This is a genomic window from Niallia yueguangensis, from assembly GCF_052663115.1.
In genome coordinates this window covers 11,871-32,099 of sequence record NZ_JBQTCX010000019.1, presented here as the reverse complement: position 1 = coordinate 32,099, position 20,229 = coordinate 11,871, and the positions used below count along the sequence as shown (strand labels likewise).

The window sequence follows — 20,229 nt, the reverse complement described above, 5'->3', positions numbered from 1 at the left end:
TTTGTTGCATAGGTGTCTACCCTGAAAATAAGCTCTGTTAAAAGGGGGTTTCCGAAGCTTATCGCTCGCTGCAATCAACAGGCAAGTTTAACAGAGCCTTCTTGAAAAGTAATTAGTAATTAATCATTGTTGTGTCTAATTTTCTATAATAGAATAAATTAATAATAAAAGCTAAATGCAGAGGTGAAAGTAATGATAGAAAACAGCACTATTTTAATTAGAAAGACGATTGAAAGTGATCTTTCTTATATCATTACCACAGAATCGCATAAAGACAACCTGCCATATATCATGCAGTGGTCAAGGGATGAACATTTGCATGCAATCCAACAAGATACTAATTTAATGCATTTAATTGTCATCGAAAAAAAAGAAAATAAACCCGTAGGATATTTATTAATTAACGGATTAAACGACAGCAATGAAAGCATTGAATTAAAAAGAACAGCTTTTTCGGATAAAGGAAAAGGATACGGTCGTCAAATGCTGCAATTAATGAAAAAATGGGTTTTTACAGAAAAAAAGGCAAATCGTTTTTGGTTAGATGTAGTGGATCATAATCAAAAAGCAAAAGCATTGTATGAGTCAGAAGGATTTATCGAAGAAGGATTGCAAAGAGAAGCCGTAAAAATTAATAATCAATTTGAATCCATCTACTTAATGTCGATGTTGAAAAAAGAGTATTTTAATCAATAGTATAAAGGAGAAAACTGGTGAAAAAAGTAGCTGTAATAACGGGAGCGAATAGCGGGTTTGGTTTATTAATGGCATTAGAATTTGCAGTAGAAGGTTATCATGTCATTGCAGCAATGAGAGATGTAAATAAGGGTTCATTGCTGCTGGAAAAAGCAAAAATAAAAGGAGTAGATTCCCTTATAACCCCATTTCCTCTTGATGTTACTTGCAAAGAAAGTATAAAAAATTTCAAGGATTATATAGACGAAATTGGCAGTGTTGAGGTTCTTATTAATAATGCAGGATATGCTGTGGCAGGGTTTGTGGAAGATGTTCCGCTGGAAGAGTATAAAAACCAGTTGGAAACAAATTATTTTGGAACGATAGCTGTTACCCAAATGGTTTTACCATTAATGAGACGACAAGGGTTTGGAAAAATTATTATGATGAGCAGCATCAGTGGAAAGGTTGGATTTCCAGGCCTTTCTCCGTACGTTTCATCTAAGTTTGCATTGGAAGGATGGAGTGAGTCATTAAGGTTGGAATTACGACCATTTTCTATTGATGTTTCGATAGTAGAGCCAGGTTCATATCAAACAAATATATGGAGCACTGGAAAAAAAGTAACTAAAAAATCTCAATCAGAAACATCCCCTTATTATTTATATATGAAGAGACTCGAAGCGTATCTACATATGAGCAGTAAAAGTTATAGAGATCCATTAGAGGTAGCAAAAAAAGTGGTGGCAATCGCAAATAAAAAAAATCCTTCCTTTCGTTATGCTATTGGAAAAGGAGTAAAACAAACCATGTTGATAAAAGCGCTTCTGCCATGGAGATGGTGGGAAAAAATGATGCTGTTGCTGTTAAAAAACGATTTATAATTTTGGCTGTTTTCGTATAGATTGTTGCTTTTAAATACGCAGCCTGAATACACTTCGTCCGTTTAGCGAGCGTTGAGCCTCCTCGTCGCATACTCTCCTGTGGGGTCTCGTCTTTCTCGCATTCCCACAGGAGTCTACGTGTATTCAGTCTGCTGAGTACTTCTTCTCCCATTTTTTTACGTAAAAAAACAACAAATACTGAGAAAACAGCCGAAATTTTACATTGATTAACAAATATAGTCAACTCGAAGTGTTCTGCATAGTAGGTTGCAGAGCGTTTTTTATTGGATTATCTTCTGAGGAAAATGTTAAAATATAGATAATTCAAAATTTGGAGGTGTCTTTTTGTGATTAAAAGCATCGAACATAAAGTGAAGCTACATAATGGCGTACAAATTCCTCAGCTTGGATTAGGGGTTTACTTAGTAGAAGAAGGAAAAACAATAGTGGATACGGTAAAAACAGCTATTCAATTAGGCTATCGTTCCATTGATACGGCAGCTTTTTACGCCAACGAAGAAGGTGTAGGGCAAGCTATTAAAGAAAGCGCGATCGTAAGAGAAGAGCTGTTTATAACAACGAAGCTTTGGAATGACGACCATGGTTATGATGCAACCCTTAACGCGTTTGAAACGAGTTTAAAAAAACTAGATTTAGAGTATATAGATTTATATTTAATACATTGGCCTGGAAAAGACAAGTATATTGAATCATGGAAAGCACTTGAAAGATTGTATGAAGAAGGACTTGTTAAGGCGATTGGCGTAAGTAATTTTCATGAACACCATTTAGAGCGATTAATGGCAAATGCAAATGAAAAGCCAACCGTCAATCAAGTAGAGCTGCATCCTAGATTAGCACAAGAAGAATTAAGACAATACTGTAAAGAGAAAGATATTAAGGTGGAAGCATGGTCTCCTCTTGCTAGAGGGCAGCTGCTAAACGAACCAACGATTAAATATATTGCCAATAAACATGGAAAATCACCTGCACAAATTATTTTAAGATGGCATTTGCAAAATGACATCATTGTCATCCCAAAATCAGTTTCTCCAACTAGATTAAAGGAAAATGCAGATATATTTGATTTTCAATTAAGTATGGATGAAATGAACCAGATAGATCAATTAAATATGAACGAAAGAACAGGAAAAAATCCTGATGAATTACTATTTTAGATACTAAAAAGATAAATCATAAAATCTAACCATGTTTTTTATTTAAAAAAGCATGGTTAGATTTTTTTTGCATACATTTTTAAAGTTATATGTCTTGAGATCGAAATAAAATAAAAGGAGTGAAATGATGATGGAAATTTTAGCGAGTTTCGGAATTTTACTTATTCGTCTTATGATAGGATTATCGTTTATAGGGCATGGTGCACAAAAATTATTTGGTTGGTTTGGCGGTTATGGCTTAGAAGGGACTGCAGATTTTTTTGAATCAATCGGAATAAAACCTGGAAAAATCATGGCGTTAGTTGCAGGCTTAGGCGAATTTATCGGCGGATTGTTGTTTTTATTCGGTTTATTAACACCGATTGGCTCCATCCTTATTAGTATTACAATGATTATGGCAATTATAAAAGTTCATGGATCCAATGGGTTTTGGGCTTCGTCAAATGGTTATGAGTTAAATTTATTATATTTAATTGTTGTAATAAGTATAGCATTTACAGGAGCGGGTATATTCAGTCTGGATACATTGTTTTAAAAACAATAATAGACGAAATAGAGTAGAAAGAGTACTTCTTAATTTATTATACTTTCAACACTTTTTTCTCTTTGGAAAATAATATCTTCAGTCATTAATGATCAGCCTGCACGATTCGTTTAAAAAATACATAGTGATAAATAAATGATGATTGGTATGTTGCAGCGATAAATGAGTTACACCTTATTCTAAAACGAAGGAGTGCTATATATGGGACTTTTATGGTCATTAATCATTGGAGGCATTATCGGTTGGATTGCTGGATTAATTGTAGGGAAAGATATTCCTGGTGGAGTAATTGGCAATATTATTGCTGGTTTTGTTGGAGCTTGGCTAGGATCACGGTTATTTGGAACTTGGGGGCCTTTTATCGCTGATTTTGCGATTATTCCAAGCATCATCGGTTCCATAATTGTTGTATTTGTAATAAGCTTCATAAGGAAAGGTATTAGGTAATCATAAAAAATGGGAGATGAAGTACTCAGCAGACTGAATACACGTAGACTTCTGTGGGAATGCGAGAAAGACTCGGGCGCACAGGAGCGTATGCGACGAGGAGGCTTGACGCTCGCTAAACGGACGAAGTGTATTCAGGCTGCGAGTTTAAAAGCAACAATCTATATGAAAACAGGCTAAAAAATATAAGAAGAGGGACATTAATGCTTCGTCCCTCAGGATGTTGAAACTTTTAAATTGAGTATATATCAACTCCAGGAAAAATCGCTGGCTCATCTAAAAAGGGAGCGAAACATTCCACTTTTTCTTCTGTTATAGGATGTGTAAACTCAATTTTTACTGCGTGCAGCGCTTGTCTTGGAAAAATTGGTTTCCCCCCGTATAATGTATCACCTGCAAGAGGATGGTTTATAGAACTTAAATGTACACGAATTTGATGTGTTCTTCCGGTATCAAGTGTACATGTCAGCAAAGATAAATTTTCTTTTTTTGAATGTTTAAGTACTTTATAATGTGTTATTGCCGTCTGGCCATTTGGAGAGACTCTTCTTCTAGTCGCATGATGGCGATCGCGCCCAATCGGCTTATTAATCGTTCCGGATTTGACTGGCAAGAAGCCTTGTGCAATAGCAATATAAGTTCGTTTTATGTTTCTTTCTCTTAACATTTGATCGAGCATACTTCCTATTAATTCATGTTTGGCGAATAAAATGCAGCCTGAAGTATTTTTATCAAGGCGATGAATATGTTTAATTTGTCTTTCCTCCCCATTCATTAACACATGAAACGCTACTCCATTTAGCAAGGTAAAAGAGTCATCGGGAGTGTTTGGATGGGTATCAATATTGGCTGGTTTATTAACGATCAACAAATAGTCATCTTCATAAAGAACTGACAAATCCATATAAGTAGGTTGAATGGCCGCTTGTGTATTGGTAAATAATTTAATCTTTAGTAGATCATTTTTTTGCAGAGCAGTTTTCCAGTCTGCATAGTAATCATTTACCATTACTTTTTTCTCCATTTTATATAAATGGATCTGTTTTTTTGAAGCGAAAAAAACCTCTCGAAAGATTTCTTCTATTGTCAGGCCACTCCATTTATGAGGAATATGAATAAAAAGCCATTCTCCTTTTCGTTCTGTTTTTAGCATGTTTTTCTCCTTTACATTAGATGAAAAATTAAAATTAGAATTATCCACATATCATGGTTTTAATTACCACGGAAAACAGTTTCTCTGTATGTTATCCTATTGATATTAAAAAAAACAAGCAACAAATAAGTAGAGGGTGGTCTGTTTACATGAAGGTAGTTTATGCATCAACGCCTACCCAGGCAGAAAAAATTGACGAACTAATACAAACGTTTTATTCCGCGGTTTTTCCTTATTATTTCTCTGATGATGAAGTACAACATTTTTCAAGCTTAAAGGTTTTGCATCCAACACCGGAGCAAATGGATAGAATAGGTACATTAAAGACATCTTATCAAGTCATTACGAGCTTGCAAACAATCATTTCTATTTTGGAAGTTCCCCAAAATAAAAACAAATACAAACAAATTTTCGAAAAAAATGTAAATATATTAGAGGAATTTGAATTGTTTTTTCCTTTCCAATTGGAAAATTTTAAAGAAGAAGCATATTTAATTGGAAAAAACGTTGATATTTTTCCTGAATCCAATAATTCCCTATTAAATTAATGAAGTGGTTTCTAAAAAGAACAGAGCCCCGACAATATTTTTGTCAAAGCCCTGTTCTTTTATTTAGGCTGTTTTCTCAAAGTTTGTTGTTTTTTACGTAAAAAAATGGGAGAAGAAGTACTCAGCAGACTGAATTCACGTAGACTCCTGTGGGAATGCGAGAAAGACGAGACCCCACAGGAGCGAATGCGACGAGGAGGCTCGACGCTCGCTAAACGGACGAAGTTGTATTCTGGCTGCGAGTTTAAAAGCGCAATCTATACGAAATCTAGCCTTTATTTAAGGGTATTATCTTCAAACCATTGTTTAAATGCTTCTCCCTTTTGGTAGCCGACTATTCTGTTTGTTTCTTTTCCATCTTTAAATTGAATAATAGTTGGAGTGGATTCGATACGGTAATCATCCCAGCCTTGTTCATACTCCAGTAAATTATATTGCACAAGATCAATTCCTAAATCTTTTGCAACTGGGTTAACAATAGGAGTAGTTTTTTGACAGTATCCACATGTAGGACTATAAAAATAAACGGTTACATCTTTTTTTGCCTCTATATTATCCTTTAAGTCCTTCGGTTGGATAATATTTTGATAATTTGGATCATCTAGTTGATCAACGGTAGCTGCATTTAAAGCACTTTTGCCGTAGGGATTGTCATCTGCTGCTTTTTCTTTTTTTAGATGAGATAAATAAGCGACACCTGCAAATAATAAAATAATGAATAGAAGAAAGAAAAGTACTTTTTTCATTCGTTATGATTCTCCTTCGTTTTTTTCCAAACAATTAAACTGCATATAAAAATAATCGTAAAACCTATTAGTGCTAGAAATGGAATGGTAATAAATCCAAACCAATTGATATATTCTCCTGTGCAAGGGATTCGTCCACATGCAGGAGCAGCATCGGATAAAAAACTAAATTTTTGGAGCGAGTAATGATACAAAGAGGTGCATGCTCCGATTGCTGCCAAAATCATGGAATAAAAAGTAATCCGATAATCTTTGCGAATAACAGCGAGTCCTAAAATAATCGCAAAAGGATACATAAGAATTCGTTGATACCAGCAAAGGGTACATGGTTCAAATTCTTGTATTTCGGAAAAATATAAACTCCCGAACATACTGATAACAGCTGCTATCCATGCAAGAAAAAGTAGATTCTCACGAGGATCTGTTTGCTTTTTTTTCTTATCCATTGTGTTCTCCTTCGTCTTTTCTCTTGGCTGTTTTCTAAAAGTTTGTTGTTTTTGAAATAAGATGAGAAATATTTTGGAAGTACTGAGCAGCCTGAATACACGTAGACTCCTGCGGGAAAAGTGAGCAATGTGAGACCCCACAGCGAGGTACGAGCGAGGAGGCCCACAAGTCACCCCGCGGAAAGTGAAGTGTATTCAGGCTGCGGGTTAAATAACAACAATCTAAACGAAAAGAGCCTTTCTCTTACAAAAAGTATAAAGAAATTTTTAGATGCTGTAAATAATATAGGTTGTTTGATGTGGAATGCTAAAAGAGTTACTATAAAAATGGAGGAAAAAGGGAATTGTAATGAAAATATTTAGAATAAGGGGAGTAAAAGGATATGTCCAAGTTAGATTTATCTAGATTTGAAAAAAAATTAATGATTCGCAACATGGAATATCGTGATATTGACAATATTTTAACGTTACAAGCTATCTGTTTTCCCGGAATGGACCCATGGAAAAAACAGCAGTTGGAAAGCCATATCCATTTATTCCAAGAAGGACAAATTGTAGCAGAATATGATGGGGAAGTAATCGGCTCCTGCTCTAGTTTAATTATCAATTTTGATGAATATGATGATAGGCATACATGGGATGATGTGACGGACAGTGGGTATATTACGAATCATAATCCTGACGGTTATAATTTGTATGGAATTGAAGTGATGGTTCATCCAAAGTTCAGAAGAATGAAAATTGGTCATCGTTTATATGAAGCCCGAAAAGAATTAGTTCGTAGATTAAATTTAAAAAGTATTATTATTGGAGGAAGAATTCCTAACTATTGTAAATATGAAAATAAAATGAGTGCAAAAGAATATGTACAGGAAGTATCTCACCATAAAATATATGATCCTGTCCTTTCTTTTCAGTTAATCAATGGTTTTACGCTAATGCGGATTAATCCAGATTATTTACCGGATGATGTGCAATCAAAAAAATATGCGACTTTGATGGAATGGAATAATGTTGATTATTTGCCAAAATCAAAACGTATCTTCAAAAGCAGTTATCCAGTTAGAATATGTGTCGTGCAATACATGATGAGACAAATCGAAAGCTTTGATGATTTTGCTAATCAAGTGGAGTATTACACAGATGTTGCGTCAGATGCGGAATCGGATTTTGTTGTGTTTCCCGAAATTTTTACAACACAGCTTATGTCATTTTTAGATGAAAAAATCCCGAGCAACGCGATTAGAAAGGTAACAGAATATACAGAGCAATATATTTCACAATTTACGAATTTGGCAATTAGGTACAATATAAATATTATCGGTGGTTCTCATTTTGTGAAAGAAGACGATGAGGAGATTTATAATATTTCGTATCTTTTTAGAAGGGATGGAACCATTGAAAAGCAATATAAATTGCATATCACACCGAATGAACAAAAATGGTGGGGGATTAGCCAAGGAGATCAAATAAAAGTATTTGATACAGATTGTGGAAAAATTGCTATTCTTATTTGTTATGATATTGAGTTTCCCGAACTAGCAAGAATTGCAACAGATATGGGTGCGAAAATTATTTTTACGCCGTTTTGTACAGAAGATCGGCAAGGTTATTTACGAGTGCGTTACTGTGCACAAGCACGAGCAGTAGAAAATCAAATCTATACCGTTATTGCAGGGACCGTTGGAAACCTTCCACAAACGGAAAATATGGATATACAATATGCTCAATCGGCGATCTTTTCACCTTCAGATTTTGAATTTGCACGAGACGGCATTGTAGGAGAAACGAATCCAAATATCGAAATGGTGATGATTGGCGATGTTGATTTAGAAATTTTAAGAAGGCAGCGTCAGGATGGAACTGTTAGGCAGCTAAAAGATAGGAGGACGGATATATATAAAGTCCAATATAAAAAATAGGCTGTTATCTAAAAGTTTGTTGTTTTTGAATAAAAAAAAACATTGCTGAAGCACTGAGCAGCCTGAATACACGTAGACTCCTGCGGGAAAAGCGAGAAAGACGAGACTTGTGCAGGAGCATAGCGACGAGGAGGCTCGGCAACTCGTCCGCGGAAAGCGAAGTGTATTCAGGCTGCGGGGGAAATAAATACAAAAAGAGCGACAAAATAACTAAATATCCAATTAAAAAAGGGTGCCCATAATAGGCCCCTTTTTTTGGTGGAATTCTGCTTTTTAATGTAAGGCTGTGTGAATAAATTCATCCATTGCTGATTCGTTGGCGTGTTCGATATAGCGCAATAATGAATACAAATGTTCTTCGATAACAGCGTAATCATGTTCGAAGTTATAGGCATGCAGGAAAAGCTCTATTTTTTTGGATAAAAAATTGTCATTTGTGCGTACCATCAATATTAGTAAATTGTCCCATTCGGAACGATGAGTATAGTACAGGGCGCGATCATAATCCACTTTATTCAACTTATTGCCTCCTTTATTTGAAGGAGATGATTATAGTATATGAAAGAAATATAAAACGTTGCACCCTAAAACTTGGCTATGTTGATACAAGTGGATTATCATCTTTTACCTGTATATTTCATATGTATAAGATTTTTTCTTTTTCACAAGATAAGGAAAAAAAGGTGTGTATAATGAAAAAATTAATGGTAATTCTAGGGTTATTTTCTTTCATGATTTTTATTCCAACTGTAGCTTATACACAAGCAAGCATTATTAATACAGGAGAACCGTATTCGTTTGATGCATTTCAGAATGATGTTTGGCAATTAAAAAACAAATATAAATACAATATCCAAGTTCAAACAATCGGAACTTCAGAATATGGACGAAAACTTTATGCGATAAAGGTGGGCAATGGAAGAAAGAATGTGTTAATGACAGGGGCACATCATGGCAGAGAGTGGATTACTACATTAATGTTGATGAAAATGATTGAAAAGTATGCGAGTGCTTCCACTCCAAATGAACAGTTAAAGGAAGTATCGGTTTGGTTTGTGCCAATGCTAAATCCTGATGGTGTAACGATTCAACAAGGTGATTTATATAAATTTCCTTTTTTTGCAAAAAAGAAAATAAAAAGCATGAATCATCAATCCTCCGATTTTTCCCGTTGGAAAAGTAATGCAATGGGGATTGATTTAAACAGGCAATACCCGAGTGGATGGAATGAATTGAAGGAAACAAGCAACACTCCATCTTATAAAAACTACAAAGGTACTCAACCGTTAGAATCAAAAGAGGTGAAGGCACTTGTTCAGTTTACTGAGGAAATTAAGCCAACGATTGCTGTTTCTTATCATTCTTCAGGACAAGAGATTTTTTGGCAATATAAAAATGGTGGAAATAGGATAAGAGATAAGCAAATAGCTGAAAAAGTTGCAGAGGCAACAGGCTATAAGCTTGGTATGCCAAAAAAAGAGGCAATTGGCGGAGGGTATACAGACTGGTTTATTGACACGCATCATTTGCCAGCATTAACAATCGAAATTTGCCCTCTTATTGAAGACGCTAATCCTCCTTTGTCCACTTTTGCGGAAGAATGGGAAAGGAATAAAATGGTTGTGGGAATATTAGTAAATGAAGCAAAAAAAGTGAATCAAGCACATAAAAACGAAACAAACACAAATAATAGGAAAAAAGCAGGTGGGAGGTAATTATGAAAAATCGCAGTTTTCCTATATTAGTTGCAACTATTTTATTAATGGCAATTATGTTTCCATCCCATAATATTGCCGTAGAAAAGTTAGATTACGAAAAGTATGGAAATATTGCTATTGCAGTGGTGAAAGCAGATTATCCACAAGTAAATGTAACAGATTATGAATACTTAGGAAGAAAACAAATATCCGCAATGGAAGTCCAAGATTCCTTTAAGTTTCAAGTAAAAGAAAATGGTCAAGAAAAAGTAGTAATTGTGACGATTAACCATAATATTAAAAAAGATAAGTTCTTATCTTTAATAGTGGAAGAACAAGATAATTAGAAATAATAAAGGGCACGTTTATCATTCAAGTTCCTGTCGATATGGACAGGAACTTGAATGACTAGGAACGAGCCTTTTTTATCGTCTACCAGGAAATTATAAACGAAATGGGATTGTGGATAACTCGGCGGTTGTGTCCGCATCTAGCTCCAGCGCCTAGCTCTTGTGAAAAATAACCCCATGCCTCTAAAAGTAAAAAGCACTTTTTGAGTCATGTGAACATTTTTCTTCAGAGTTGTTCAAGGCGCTTGCGCTTTTGTTCTTAAGCTACCCTGAAAAGAAGTTCCGCAGCGTGAATACACTACACTTCTTGCTTAGCGACCGCCGAGCCGCTTCGTCGCTACGCTCCTGCAGGGTCTCGTCTGTCTCGCTTTCCCGCAGGAGTCTTCGTGTATTCACGCTGCTCAGTGCGTCAACCATGTTTATTATTTTATTCTAAAAACAACAAACTTTTATTTAGTAAACATCTCTCTTTGTAAAGGCTAGAAAAGACACAAGTAAGCCAGCAGCTCCCCAAATAGATAAAACTGTTAAAGAAAAAGGAAGTGACATTCCGTCAATGGGCGGTATATTTCCTTGTAAATAATCGGTTAAACGCAAGTTCACCATAAATAAGTATTTAGCTGATTCCCATGAAGAAGCAATGGCGCTAATGATGGTGCCAGCTATTAAAAATGCAAGCATAACCCCCATTCCTGCAGCGGTACCTCTTATAAGGACAGATAACATAAACGATAATGTACCAACAATTAAGGAGACAAACCATGCAAGTCCAAATGCCATTAAAATATACTGCCATTGAGGAATAAGATGGACGCCTTCCGTGTTTAATTCTCCTGCGTGTACTGTAAAGCCTGTTAATACAGGTACGGTCCAGCCTGCATAACCAAAAAATAATCCGGAAATAATGTAAGAAAACAATCCAAATAGAAATAAAATCAACGAGACAGATAAAACAAGCGTCATATATTTGCTTAATAAAATTTTCCACCGTTTAACAGGCCTTGTCAGCAACAGCTTGATTGTTCCGATGCTTCTTTCTGATGAAACAAGATCGGATGCAACAATCATCACCATAAGCGGGAGAAGCAATTGCATGGAATTATCAAGAAATATACGTAAAAAAGTAGGTGCACCAGGATATTGTGGGTTAATATTATGATCTAAATAATATTGTGATTGACTGATGCGGACTTTTATTTGATTTCTCCATTCGTCAGAAATTCCACTTGATCCGATTCGATTTTGCATATCGATAATCGTCTGCTGCAAAGTAGTACGCCAATCTGTATCACCCATTCGTTTTTTTACATTTTCTATTTCTCGGAACTGAGCATATGTAAACATAGAAATCATCACGACGATAATAAGCGTAATCACCATTAATCTTTTGCTTTTCACCAATTTTAGCATTTCATTATAAATTAGTTTACTCAATCGATTCACCTCCTGTTAACTCTAAGAAAAGATTCTCTAACGAAGGAATTTGCCTGTTCATTTCTTTTATGTCTACACCTGCTTCAAAAAGCAGTTTGCTCCAACTGCTGACCTCCTCTTCTATGTAAGGGGTTATGACGTTTTCTCCATTTACTTTAACAGCAGGGATTACTTCTTTAAGGACTTTTAAGCCGAGATCTAATGGAGTAAAACGCCAAATAAGTTTTTCTTGTTCTGCCAATAAAGTATGCACATACTCTGTATGAATGATCTTTCCATTTAAAATAATCGATACACGATCACATAAGAGCTGAATTTCACTTAATAGATGACTGGACACTAATACACTTAATCCTTCTTCTTTTGCCAAATAACGAATAAATTGTCTCATTTCTCTTATGCCAGATGGATCTAATCCGTTAGTAGGTTCGTCTAAAATCAATACCTTTGGTCTGCTTAGAAGTGCTTGTCCAATTCCTAGTCTCTGCCGCATACCTAAAGAGTAAGTTTTCACTTTATCATGAATGCGTTCTTGTAAACCGATTAATTCGACAATTTCTTTTATTCTGGCATCATCCACATTTGCTAACATGCGGGCAAAAAACTTTAAGTTTTCCCAGCCTGTTAAATAAGGGTAAAGCTCTGGATTTTCAACGATGCATCCTAAGCGCTCCATTGCTTTTGAAAAATGGCTTTTCACATTATATCCACAAATATGAATCGTGCCGGAGCTCGGTTTAATAAGGCCAACTAACATGCGAATCGTAGTCGTTTTCCCAGCTCCATTAGGTCCAAGAAAACCAAATACTTCTCCGCTTTTTAATTCAAAGCTTATATTTTTGATAATTTCTTTTTTGCCAATCTTTTTTATTAAATGTTGAACCGATAAAGTAATTTCGCTCATTTCTCCTCTACCTCCCATGTAATCAAGGATGCCACCCTTTCTGCCATTAATTGATATCCTTTCGTATTTGGGTGAAAATGGTCCGAATATAAAATGGATTGAACGTTCTGCTGAAAAATATCGTATGTAGGAACAAAGATAACGGCGGAATAAGAAGCACAGATTTCTGCTGTTTCAGTATTCCAGTCCCGCACAACTTTAGAAGTAGTATCATGATTGTCTAAATCACTAAAAGGATTATAAAGGCCTACTATATAAATAGGAGCTTCTTTATTTACAGAACGAAGTGTCGTAAGCGTAGTCTGCAAATTATTTATATATGTTTTCCTAAATGATGCAATAGAGTCTTCATTCGTATTGTTTAACGTTTGGCCTCCTTGAAATAAATCATTCCCGCCAATAGTAAGGAATAAGATATTTGCATTACTTGCTTGTCGTTGGATTTCTTTTTGCTTTACCTGGTCTGCGAGTTGTGTGGAAGTAAGTCCTTTTATGCCGTAATTAGAAAGGGTAATTGTTTCTTTTGTTTTTGCTTGAAGCTGTTCTTTTAAATAGCCAATATACCCTTTTCCTGCATCATCACCAGTTCCTCGTGTTAATGAATCACCAAGGGCAAGCAGTTGTACTCCATTTTTTTCTTTGTTATCAATCGTTGATTTTGCAGGAACAGGCTCTTTATTTGTGCTTCCAGTAAAATAGTCTATTACAGTCCATCCTAATCCAAACATCCAAGTAAAACAAAAAAGGATAGAACATAACAGTGTGATAATTGTCCAGTTTTTTTTCAATGTACACCCTCCTGACAAAAGAATCATTTACTATTAAAAATAGAATTAAACCTAACCTAGAAGAAAAAAGAAATTTTTTTAAGAGATGATTTAATATAGATAGTAAACCTTTTTATAAATATAAACAAAAAAGATGTCCTATTAAGACATCATTTCAGCACTTAATTTTTATAATAGATAAGAAAGAAAGATAAGATTTTTCAACTTAGATAGCTGTCTAGCTCCGGCGCCTGCGCTTTTCTTTTTTGTTAATGAATATCTTTTTTCTTAAACCTTCCACCACGAACTTCTGCTATATTGGCAACAGCAAGGAATGCAGTTGGGTCTAATTCTTCAATTATTGTTTTCATTTTTGCTTCTTCCAATCTATTGATGACACAAAAAATGACTTTTTTATGATCACCGGTGTAAGCTCCTTCTCCTTTCAAGTAGGTTACCCCTCGGCCAAGTCTTGCTAAAATGGTTTCCCCAATCACTTCAGCACGCTCGCTAATAATCCAAATCGACTTTGACTCATCTAGTCCGGCAATTACAATATCAATTACTTTAAAAGCAATAAAATAGGCAATAAGAGAATACATGGCGCGGTTCCATGAAAAAACAAAACCAGCGGAAATAAAAATAAACACATTAAAAAACATAATAATTTCTCCGACAGAGAAGGGACATTTTTTACTAAACAGCAGGGCAAGAATCTCTGTCCCATCTAATGAGCCGCCAAAACGAAGCACAACACCTACACCTATACCAAGAATAATGCCGCCAAAAACGGTGGCAAGAAGTAAATCATTTGTGAAAACAGGAAAATCATGAAGCAATATGGTCGTAGCGGAAAGAACAGAAATACCTAATAAAGTAGAAAATGCAAAAGTTTTTCCAATTTGTTTATAACCGATGTAAAAAAAAGGAATGTTTAAAAGGAAGATAAAATAGCCTAATTTTAAATCTAAAAGGTGGGATAAAATAATCGAAATGCCGACAATGCCTCCATCTAAAATTTGATTAGGAACAAGAAATTCTTCAATACCTATGCCCATTAACATACTGCCGATAATAATAAAAAAAATACGTCTTGCTAGAACTTTTTTCGGTAACACTTTATGCTGGGGCTGCTGCAAAGGAAAACTCGAATCAAAACTTGTTGATTCCATCTAAATACCTCCTGTTTATTATGAATATTTTGAACTTTTAAACTATTGTAAAACATCATGAATGAGGAGATGATAAAATAAAGCTTAATAAAGGGTAGTAAATTGAAGGCTTTGAAGAAGGAAGCCTGAAAGTATAATACTTAATGGAGAAACACTAATTACATTTTATCATAAGTGGAAGATGACTACCTAGAAATACGTTCTGAAAAAAGTTCAAGAATGCTATTTTTATAAAACGAATCGGAGTTATACCAATGCTATTTGTAAAATGTTTTTTTAAAGGACAAAATCAAGGGAAAAAGCGAAAAAATGTCCTTGAGCCGGCTTATCAAGGACAAAACCAAGGAAAAAAGCGAAAAAATGTCTTTGAGCAAGCTTATCAAGGACAAAACCAAGGAAAAAAGTGAAAAAATGTCCTTGAGCCGGCTTATCAAGGACAAAACCAAAGAAAAAAGCGAAAAAATGTCCTTGTACCGGCTTATCAAGGACAAAACCAAGGAAAAAAGCGAAAAAATGTCCTTGAGCCAGCTTATCAAGGATAAAACTAAGCGGAAAAGCAAAGAAATGTCTTTGAGACTACTTATGAAAGACAGATAAAGGAAAATTGCTAGAAAAATGAGACTATATTCGACGTGGGCTTGTTCATGTTATCGACATGATTGTTTACTAGCATCTAGAATTAAAACCAACCCTTTTTCTTAAACCAAAGATACATCGATAATCCAATGATTCCCATTAATCCAAGTGAATAGTAATAACCATATTTCCAATTTAATTCGGGCATATTTTCAAAGTTCATCCCAAAAATCCCAGCAATGAGGGTTAAAGGGGCAAATATAGAAGTTATAATGGTAAGAACTTTCATCACATTATTTGTTTGGTGTGAATTTAACGAAAGATAATTATCTCTTATGTCAGCAGTTACCTCTCTATTAGACATCACATTTTCCGATAGTTTTAAAAGGTGGTCGTAAATGTCAGAAAAATATTCTTTTCTTTCTTTAATGCCGTTCAAACGGTGAGAGTTTAACATACGGTAAAGTAAATCACGCATTGGATGAACTGTATGCATTAGATTCAATAACATATTTCTTGTATCAAACAATTCGTTCATTAAATGGCTCATTGCCTTATTCTGTGTGTTATCTTCAATTTCATCTAATTTATCTTCAATTTTGTAAATAATCGGGAAGTAATTATCTACGATTTCGTCTAAAATTTGATAAAATACATAGAAGGTATCTGATTTCTCTATGTTTTTTTGAGAAAGTAATCTATCCCATACTCGAGAAACTTCCTTTGTTGGCATAAGGTGGAAAGTTACAATGAAATTTTCTCCTACAAAAAAATTTAACTCTTCTTTCAAGATTTCTTTTTCTTCTTCTCTAACGATATGTGTAACATAAAAAGTATGGTCATCGTAATAATCTAATTTTGGTCTTTGAAGTTTATGTATACAATCTTCAATAGCAAGAGGATGAAATTGAAAAGTATCCGCTAAATGTTTGATCTCTTCATCAGTAGGTTCATTAAAATCAACCCAAAACCATTCATAAGAATGACGATGCAAGTCTTCTATAGGAATGTCTGTTAAGATTTTTTTTTCATTTGTAATCAGCATTATATTGATCATAGAAAACTCCTTTTTCATACAAAACTCACATGGAGGCTCGTTCCCAATGTCATCAAGTTAAATTTCAAAAAAACAGGAAAATAAGCAACTAAATAGGAAGTAAGGGTTTCCGTTCTGTTCTCCGAGGCTTACCGCTCGCTTTCCACGGGGCGAGCGCCGAGCCTCCTCGTCGCTTTGCTCCTGTGGGGTCTCGTCTTTCTCGCTAATCCCGTAGGAGTCGAGCGGACGCCTCTCCAAACAAATTGGGTATTTCTTTTACATAAAGGGTATCTAATTCCATGATATTTCACAGTTTGAAATTTATGGAATCTTAAGTTAATGACATTGGCTCCGATCCCTTTTCCATACTTCAATAACCGCTTCTTTATGACTAATTTACCGTGATTAGTTATTATTATGCAAGGTGAGGGGGAATTTGTAAATATTTTAACTCTCAGCACCTCGAAGCGTCTCGCTTGACTATTTTTTGGATTGAAATTATCATTCTAGTGTAAGTTACCAAAAGTAAGTATTATCAGGAGGGAAAAAAATGACTGCAAATTTATCGAATGCTAGCTTTTTAGATGTTCTTACAGAGCGTAGAGCAGTAAAAGTTTATGATGAATCATACACATTATCAAAAGAAGAGGTTGAAGAACTTCTAACGCTTGCAGGAAGAGCACCTTCCGCATGGAATTTACAACAGTGGCATTTTGTTGTATTTCAAGGAGAAGAAGCACAACAACGTTTGCTGCCTATTGCTTATAATCAAGCACAAATAACACAATCATCTGCTGTTATTGCTATTTTAGGTGATTTAGAAGCAAATAAAAATGCAGAAGAAATTTTTGCAAATGACGTAGAAAAAGCAAGGATGACTCCTGAAATTGCAGAAACAATAAAAGGGCAAATTAATGGCGCCTACCAAAATGATCAATATAAAAAAGAAGCAGCAATCAGCAATGCGTCATTGGCAGCTATGCAATTAATGCTTGCAGCAAAAGGAAAAGGATTGGACACTTGTGCTATTGGTGGATATAATCGGGATGCTTTTATTAAAGAGTTTCAGATTTCTGAAAGATATTTGCCAGTAATGCTGATTACAGTAGGAAAAGCAGCAGCACCAGGACGCGAAACAGATCGTCTTTCATTAGATAAAACAACAACTTGGATATAAAAATAGAGGAAGCACACGATATTGCGCTGTAACCGAAGGAAGTTAGCTTCAAAATGATATGATTTCTTTTAAAAAACAAGCAAACCGGAAATCTCACCCGATTTGCTTGTTTTTTAATGCACTCATTTCGAAATCTGTTGGACTTAATACTGATGAAATGCTCAGTTTTACATTATATTTGCTATAATAAAAATATATAGAAGCTGCGAGATTGATGGTTTTTAGAATTAGTGAGGATGAATAAGATGAAAATACTTGTTATAGAAGATAATGAAAGTGTCTGTTCCATGTTGGAAATGTTTTTTCTCAAGGAACATTATGAGGGGAAGTTTATCCATAATGGAAAAGAAGCTTTAGATTTTTTTATGGAGAACCAGCAATGGGATATAGTGATCGTAGATTGGATGCTTCCAGGCATGGAAGGGGTAATGATTTGCAGAAAAATAAGAGAAGTAAGCTCTGTTCCAATAATTATGTTAACAGCCAAAGACAGTGAATCTGATCAAGTTCTAGGACTTGAAATGGGTGCAGATGATTACGTAACAAAGCCATTTAGTCCGTTAACATTAATGGCTAGAATAAAAGCGGTAACCCGTCGATACAATAAAGATGTCCAAACGAAATCAGACCAAAACTCTTTAACAAGCGAGTATTTTAAAATTAGCAAAGAAACAAGAGAAGTGCGTTATAACGGCCATCTTCTTTCCAACTTAACTCCAAAAGAATTTGATCTGCTATATTTTTTAATTAGTAATCCTAGACAAGTTTTTACAAGAGAGCAATTGCTTGATCGAGTGTGGGGATATCAATTTTATGGGGATGAAAGAACAGTAGATGTTCATATTAAAAGATTACGCAATAAAATTGGAACAAAAGAGCAGCCGTTTATTCACACTGTTTGGGGTGTAGGGTATAAGTTTGATGAGACGAAAGATAATGAAGAATAAAACATAAAGGTGTCTCTCTAACCGATCCGATAGACTTTCGGAATTCATTGGTTTAGAAAGACACCTTATTTATTTGATGAAAAAATAAAGGTTAGGAGACGATTTCAGCCTTTGATGCAGCAGAAACAGTTGAATTTTGCAGCGCTAGTTCTTTTGATTTATTATGTTCTAAATTTAAAGCTGGGATTTTTGTCACTTCGACATAATGAATATGATGTTCTTCCATTTCGATAATTTTAAATGAATAAGAATCAAAAGTTAGCGTATCTCCTTCCGCAACTTCAAAGTTAGAGGTTAAAATCCATCCTCCTAGCGTATCAATGCTTTCATCGTTTATTTCAATATTTAATAATTTGTTTACTTGGGTAATTAAAACTTTTGCGTCAATAATATAATGATCTTCTTTGACTTGTTGGATACTTGGGATTTCATCACTGTCAAATTCATCGCGAATTTCGCCGACAATTTCTTCTATAATATCTTCAACCGTTACAAGTCCTGAAGTTCCGCCATACTCATCCATTAATATAGCCATATGAATTCTTTCCTTTTGCATTTTAACAAGTAGATCTTGAATAGGAAATGTCTCAATAACTCGAATGACAGGCCTTATATACGGCTCAAGTTTTTGAGAAGTTAAATCCTTTGTACGAAGTAATTCTACCATAATTTCTTTGACATTAATCATGCCGATAATATGGTCTTTATCTCCATCGGTAATGGGATATCTTGTGAATTTTTCTTCATGAATAATTTCTAATAAGTCTTCCAACGTGCTTGTTTGTTCCAAGGAGATAATTTCCGTACGTGGAACCATTATTTCTTTGGCAATCCGGTTGTCAAATTCAAAGATTTTATTTACATACTTAAACTCTGATTGATTAATTTCACCGCTTTTGTAACTCTCAGAAAAGATGATTCGAAGTTCTTCTTCAGAATGAGCCAGTTCATGTTCTGAAACAGGTTTTAATCCAAATATGCCTGCAATAACTCTTGCTGAACCATTTAGCAGCCAAATAAACGGATAGAGTATTTTATAGAAGCCAATTAAAGGCCGAGCGGTTAAAAGTGCAATCGTTTCTGCTTTTTGAATAGCCAATGTTTTTGGCGCTAGTTCGCCGACAACCACATGTAAGAAAGTGATAATCGCAAACGCTAAAGAGAATGATAGGATTTTAATAGCTGTTTCTGGTACATAAACCAATTCAAGAAAGGGTCTAATGATATGCTGAATCGTTTCTTCACCAATCCAGCCAATACCAAGTGCTGTAATAGTAATACCTAATTGACAAGCAGATAAGTATTCATCTAAATTACTAATGACTCTTTTAGCAGCAACCGCACTTTTACTTCCTTCCTCTATAAGCTGATCAATTTTCGAGCTGCGAACTCTAATAATCGCAAACTCTGAAGCTACAAAAAAAGCAGTGCAAGCAATCAAAATGGCTATTAAAACCAAGTTAAATATGTCCAATAAGTTTCCTTATCCCGTTAATACGAGTAAGGAGTCACCTCCTGATAAATACATCTATTAAGTTTTTTCATTCAGTTAAACATGATGCAGTTTAGCTAGGTACATGAGTAAAAATTCATGTTCCTTTTTCTCAACAAAACTGATTAATAATA

The 20,229-nt window shown here is 34.9% G+C and carries 22 protein-coding genes; 12 read left to right on the top strand and 10 right to left on the bottom strand.

All coding sequences use genetic code 11. From position 1 onward, the window contains the following. Positions 1-192 precede the first annotated feature (192 nt). The 5 genes from ACTYA4_RS16190 (at position 193) to ACTYA4_RS16170 (ending at position 3,728) form a co-directional block, all read left to right on the top strand. Positions 193-696 (top strand): GNAT family N-acetyltransferase, encoded by a 504-nt coding sequence (locus ACTYA4_RS16190; protein ID WP_445505724.1) that lies wholly within the window; start codon positions 193-195, stop codon positions 694-696. 14 nt (positions 697-710) lie between these two features. Beyond that, positions 711-1,559 (top strand): SDR family oxidoreductase, encoded by an 849-nt coding sequence (locus ACTYA4_RS16185; RefSeq protein ID WP_445505755.1) that lies wholly within the window; start codon positions 711-713, stop codon positions 1,557-1,559. Positions 1,560-1,906: 347 nt separating this feature from the next. Further along, positions 1,907-2,737 (top strand): aldo/keto reductase, encoded by an 831-nt coding sequence (locus ACTYA4_RS16180; RefSeq protein WP_445505723.1) that lies wholly within the window; start codon positions 1,907-1,909, stop codon positions 2,735-2,737. 130 nt (positions 2,738-2,867) lie between these two features. After that, positions 2,868-3,272, top strand: a complete 405-nt coding sequence (locus tag ACTYA4_RS16175) for a DoxX family protein (protein ID WP_443482899.1) — start codon at positions 2,868-2,870, stop codon at positions 3,270-3,272. Positions 3,273-3,482: 210 nt separating this feature from the next. Beyond that, positions 3,483-3,728 (top strand): GlsB/YeaQ/YmgE family stress response membrane protein, encoded by a 246-nt coding sequence (locus ACTYA4_RS16170; RefSeq protein WP_443482839.1) that lies wholly within the window; start codon positions 3,483-3,485, stop codon positions 3,726-3,728. 232 nt (positions 3,729-3,960) lie between these two features. On the opposite strand, the gene ACTYA4_RS16165 is transcribed toward ACTYA4_RS16170, so the two are convergent. Further along, entirely contained in the window at positions 3,961-4,881 is a 921-nt protein-coding gene (locus ACTYA4_RS16165) for an RluA family pseudouridine synthase (RefSeq protein WP_445505722.1), read from the bottom strand. A 149-nt stretch (positions 4,882-5,030) separates the two neighbouring features. Between ACTYA4_RS16165 and ACTYA4_RS16160 the strand changes: the two genes are divergently transcribed. Beyond that, positions 5,031-5,429, top strand: coding sequence for a DUF5365 family protein (locus ACTYA4_RS16160; protein WP_443482841.1), 399 nt, complete (start codon positions 5,031-5,033; stop codon positions 5,427-5,429). Between the two features lie 275 nt (positions 5,430-5,704). Here ACTYA4_RS16160 and ACTYA4_RS16155 read toward each other — a convergent pair whose 3' ends face one another. Then, on the bottom strand, positions 5,705-6,175 hold the full coding sequence (locus tag ACTYA4_RS16155) for a thioredoxin family protein (RefSeq protein WP_445505721.1): 471 nt from the start codon (positions 6,173-6,175) through the stop codon (positions 5,705-5,707). Further along, on the bottom strand, positions 6,172-6,621 hold the full coding sequence (locus tag ACTYA4_RS16150) for a disulfide oxidoreductase (protein WP_443482843.1): 450 nt from the start codon (positions 6,619-6,621) through the stop codon (positions 6,172-6,174). The genes ACTYA4_RS16155 and ACTYA4_RS16150 overlap by 4 nt, the downstream gene beginning before the upstream one ends. Before the next feature lie 383 nt (positions 6,622-7,004). Here ACTYA4_RS16150 and ACTYA4_RS16145 point away from each other — a divergent pair, with 383 nt between their 5' ends. Further along, the gene (locus ACTYA4_RS16145; protein ID WP_443482844.1) at positions 7,005-8,543 is read left to right on the top strand and encodes a GNAT family N-acetyltransferase; all 1,539 of its coding nucleotides are present in this window, start codon (positions 7,005-7,007) and stop codon (positions 8,541-8,543) included. A 273-nt stretch (positions 8,544-8,816) separates the two neighbouring features. Here the strand turns inward: ACTYA4_RS16145 and ACTYA4_RS16140 are convergent, their stop codons facing one another. After that, positions 8,817-9,062 carry a YhdB family protein gene (locus ACTYA4_RS16140; RefSeq protein ID WP_443482845.1) on the bottom strand — a complete coding sequence of 82 codons (246 nt, stop codon included), beginning with the start codon at positions 9,060-9,062 and terminating at the stop codon, positions 8,817-8,819. 173 nt (positions 9,063-9,235) lie between these two features. Here ACTYA4_RS16140 and ACTYA4_RS16135 point away from each other — a divergent pair, with 173 nt between their 5' ends. Both ACTYA4_RS16135 and ACTYA4_RS16130 read left to right on the top strand, forming a co-directional pair. Further along, positions 9,236-10,258, top strand: coding sequence for a M14 family zinc carboxypeptidase (locus ACTYA4_RS16135; RefSeq protein ID WP_445505720.1), 1,023 nt, complete (start codon positions 9,236-9,238; stop codon positions 10,256-10,258). A gap of 2 nt (positions 10,259-10,260) precedes the next feature. Then, a complete protein-coding gene (locus ACTYA4_RS16130; protein WP_443482847.1) occupies positions 10,261-10,587 on the top strand; it encodes a DUF3889 domain-containing protein in 327 nt (108 codons plus the stop codon). 456 nt (positions 10,588-11,043) lie between these two features. Here the strand turns inward: ACTYA4_RS16130 and ACTYA4_RS16125 are convergent, their stop codons facing one another. The 4 genes from ACTYA4_RS16125 to ACTYA4_RS16110 all read right to left on the bottom strand — a co-directional run bounded on the left by ACTYA4_RS16125 (position 11,044) and on the right by ACTYA4_RS16110 (position 14,867). Continuing rightward, on the bottom strand, positions 11,044-12,024 hold the full coding sequence (locus ACTYA4_RS16125) for an ABC transporter permease (protein WP_443482848.1): 981 nt from the start codon (positions 12,022-12,024) through the stop codon (positions 11,044-11,046). After that, positions 12,017-12,928, bottom strand: a complete 912-nt coding sequence (locus tag ACTYA4_RS16120; RefSeq protein WP_443482849.1) for an ABC transporter ATP-binding protein — start codon at positions 12,926-12,928, stop codon at positions 12,017-12,019. The genes ACTYA4_RS16125 and ACTYA4_RS16120 overlap by 8 nt, the downstream gene beginning before the upstream one ends. Beyond that, on the bottom strand, positions 12,925-13,716 hold the full coding sequence (locus ACTYA4_RS16115) for an SGNH/GDSL hydrolase family protein (protein ID WP_443482850.1): 792 nt from the start codon (positions 13,714-13,716) through the stop codon (positions 12,925-12,927). The genes ACTYA4_RS16120 and ACTYA4_RS16115 overlap by 4 nt, the downstream gene beginning before the upstream one ends. 248 nt (positions 13,717-13,964) lie before the next feature. Then, positions 13,965-14,867, bottom strand: a complete 903-nt coding sequence (locus ACTYA4_RS16110; protein WP_443482851.1) for a YitT family protein — start codon at positions 14,865-14,867, stop codon at positions 13,965-13,967. Between the two features lie 309 nt (positions 14,868-15,176). Here ACTYA4_RS16110 and ACTYA4_RS16105 point away from each other — a divergent pair, with 309 nt between their 5' ends. Continuing rightward, a complete protein-coding gene (locus ACTYA4_RS16105) occupies positions 15,177-15,464 on the top strand; it encodes a hypothetical protein (protein WP_445505719.1) in 288 nt (95 codons plus the stop codon). 82 nt (positions 15,465-15,546) lie between these two features. Here ACTYA4_RS16105 and corA read toward each other — a convergent pair whose 3' ends face one another. Further along, a complete protein-coding gene (corA, locus tag ACTYA4_RS16100) occupies positions 15,547-16,500 on the bottom strand; it encodes a magnesium/cobalt transporter CorA (RefSeq protein WP_443482853.1) in 954 nt (317 codons plus the stop codon). A 529-nt stretch (positions 16,501-17,029) separates the two neighbouring features. Here corA and ACTYA4_RS16095 point away from each other — a divergent pair. Continuing rightward, positions 17,030-17,656 carry a nitroreductase family protein gene (locus ACTYA4_RS16095; RefSeq protein WP_443482854.1) on the top strand — a complete coding sequence of 209 codons (627 nt, stop codon included), beginning with the start codon at positions 17,030-17,032 and terminating at the stop codon, positions 17,654-17,656. Between the two features lie 245 nt (positions 17,657-17,901). Then, positions 17,902-18,603 (top strand): winged helix-turn-helix domain-containing protein, encoded by a 702-nt coding sequence (locus ACTYA4_RS16090; RefSeq protein ID WP_443482855.1) that lies wholly within the window; start codon positions 17,902-17,904, stop codon positions 18,601-18,603. A 91-nt stretch (positions 18,604-18,694) separates the two neighbouring features. Here the strand turns inward: ACTYA4_RS16090 and ACTYA4_RS16085 are convergent, their stop codons facing one another. Continuing rightward, the gene (locus tag ACTYA4_RS16085) at positions 18,695-20,077 is read right to left on the bottom strand and encodes a hemolysin family protein (protein ID WP_443482856.1); all 1,383 of its coding nucleotides are present in this window, start codon (positions 20,075-20,077) and stop codon (positions 18,695-18,697) included. Positions 20,078-20,229: the final 152 nt, after the last annotated feature.

Coding starts and splice junctions, on each gene's coding strand:
- ACTYA4_RS16170 (WP_443482839.1), top strand. CDS start 3,483: ATGGGACTTTTATGGTCATTAATCATTGGAGGCATTATCGGTTGGATT.
- ACTYA4_RS16130 (WP_443482847.1), top strand. CDS start 10,261: ATGAAAAATCGCAGTTTTCCTATATTAGTTGCAACTATTTTATTAATG.
- ACTYA4_RS16150 (WP_443482843.1), bottom strand. CDS start 6,621: ATGGATAAGAAAAAAAAGCAAACAGATCCTCGTGAGAATCTACTTTTT.
- ACTYA4_RS16110 (WP_443482851.1), bottom strand. CDS start 14,867: ATGGAATCAACAAGTTTTGATTCGAGTTTTCCTTTGCAGCAGCCCCAG.
- ACTYA4_RS16175 (WP_443482899.1), top strand. CDS start 2,868: ATGGAAATTTTAGCGAGTTTCGGAATTTTACTTATTCGTCTTATGATA.
- ACTYA4_RS16135 (WP_445505720.1), top strand. CDS start 9,236: ATGAAAAAATTAATGGTAATTCTAGGGTTATTTTCTTTCATGATTTTT.
- ACTYA4_RS16145 (WP_443482844.1), top strand. CDS start 7,005: ATGTCCAAGTTAGATTTATCTAGATTTGAAAAAAAATTAATGATTCGC.
- ACTYA4_RS16120 (WP_443482849.1), bottom strand. CDS start 12,928: ATGAGCGAAATTACTTTATCGGTTCAACATTTAATAAAAAAGATTGGC.
- ACTYA4_RS16095 (WP_443482854.1), top strand. CDS start 17,030: ATGACTGCAAATTTATCGAATGCTAGCTTTTTAGATGTTCTTACAGAG.
- ACTYA4_RS16090 (WP_443482855.1), top strand. CDS start 17,902: ATGAAAATACTTGTTATAGAAGATAATGAAAGTGTCTGTTCCATGTTG.
- ACTYA4_RS16160 (WP_443482841.1), top strand. CDS start 5,031: ATGAAGGTAGTTTATGCATCAACGCCTACCCAGGCAGAAAAAATTGAC.
- ACTYA4_RS16105 (WP_445505719.1), top strand. CDS start 15,177: ATGTCCTTGAGCCGGCTTATCAAGGACAAAACCAAGGAAAAAAGCGAA.
- ACTYA4_RS16190 (WP_445505724.1), top strand. CDS start 193: ATGATAGAAAACAGCACTATTTTAATTAGAAAGACGATTGAAAGTGAT.
- ACTYA4_RS16165 (WP_445505722.1), bottom strand. CDS start 4,881: ATGCTAAAAACAGAACGAAAAGGAGAATGGCTTTTTATTCATATTCCT.
- ACTYA4_RS16155 (WP_445505721.1), bottom strand. CDS start 6,175: ATGAAAAAAGTACTTTTCTTTCTTCTATTCATTATTTTATTATTTGCA.
- corA (WP_443482853.1), bottom strand. CDS start 16,500: ATGATCAATATAATGCTGATTACAAATGAAAAAAAAATCTTAACAGAC.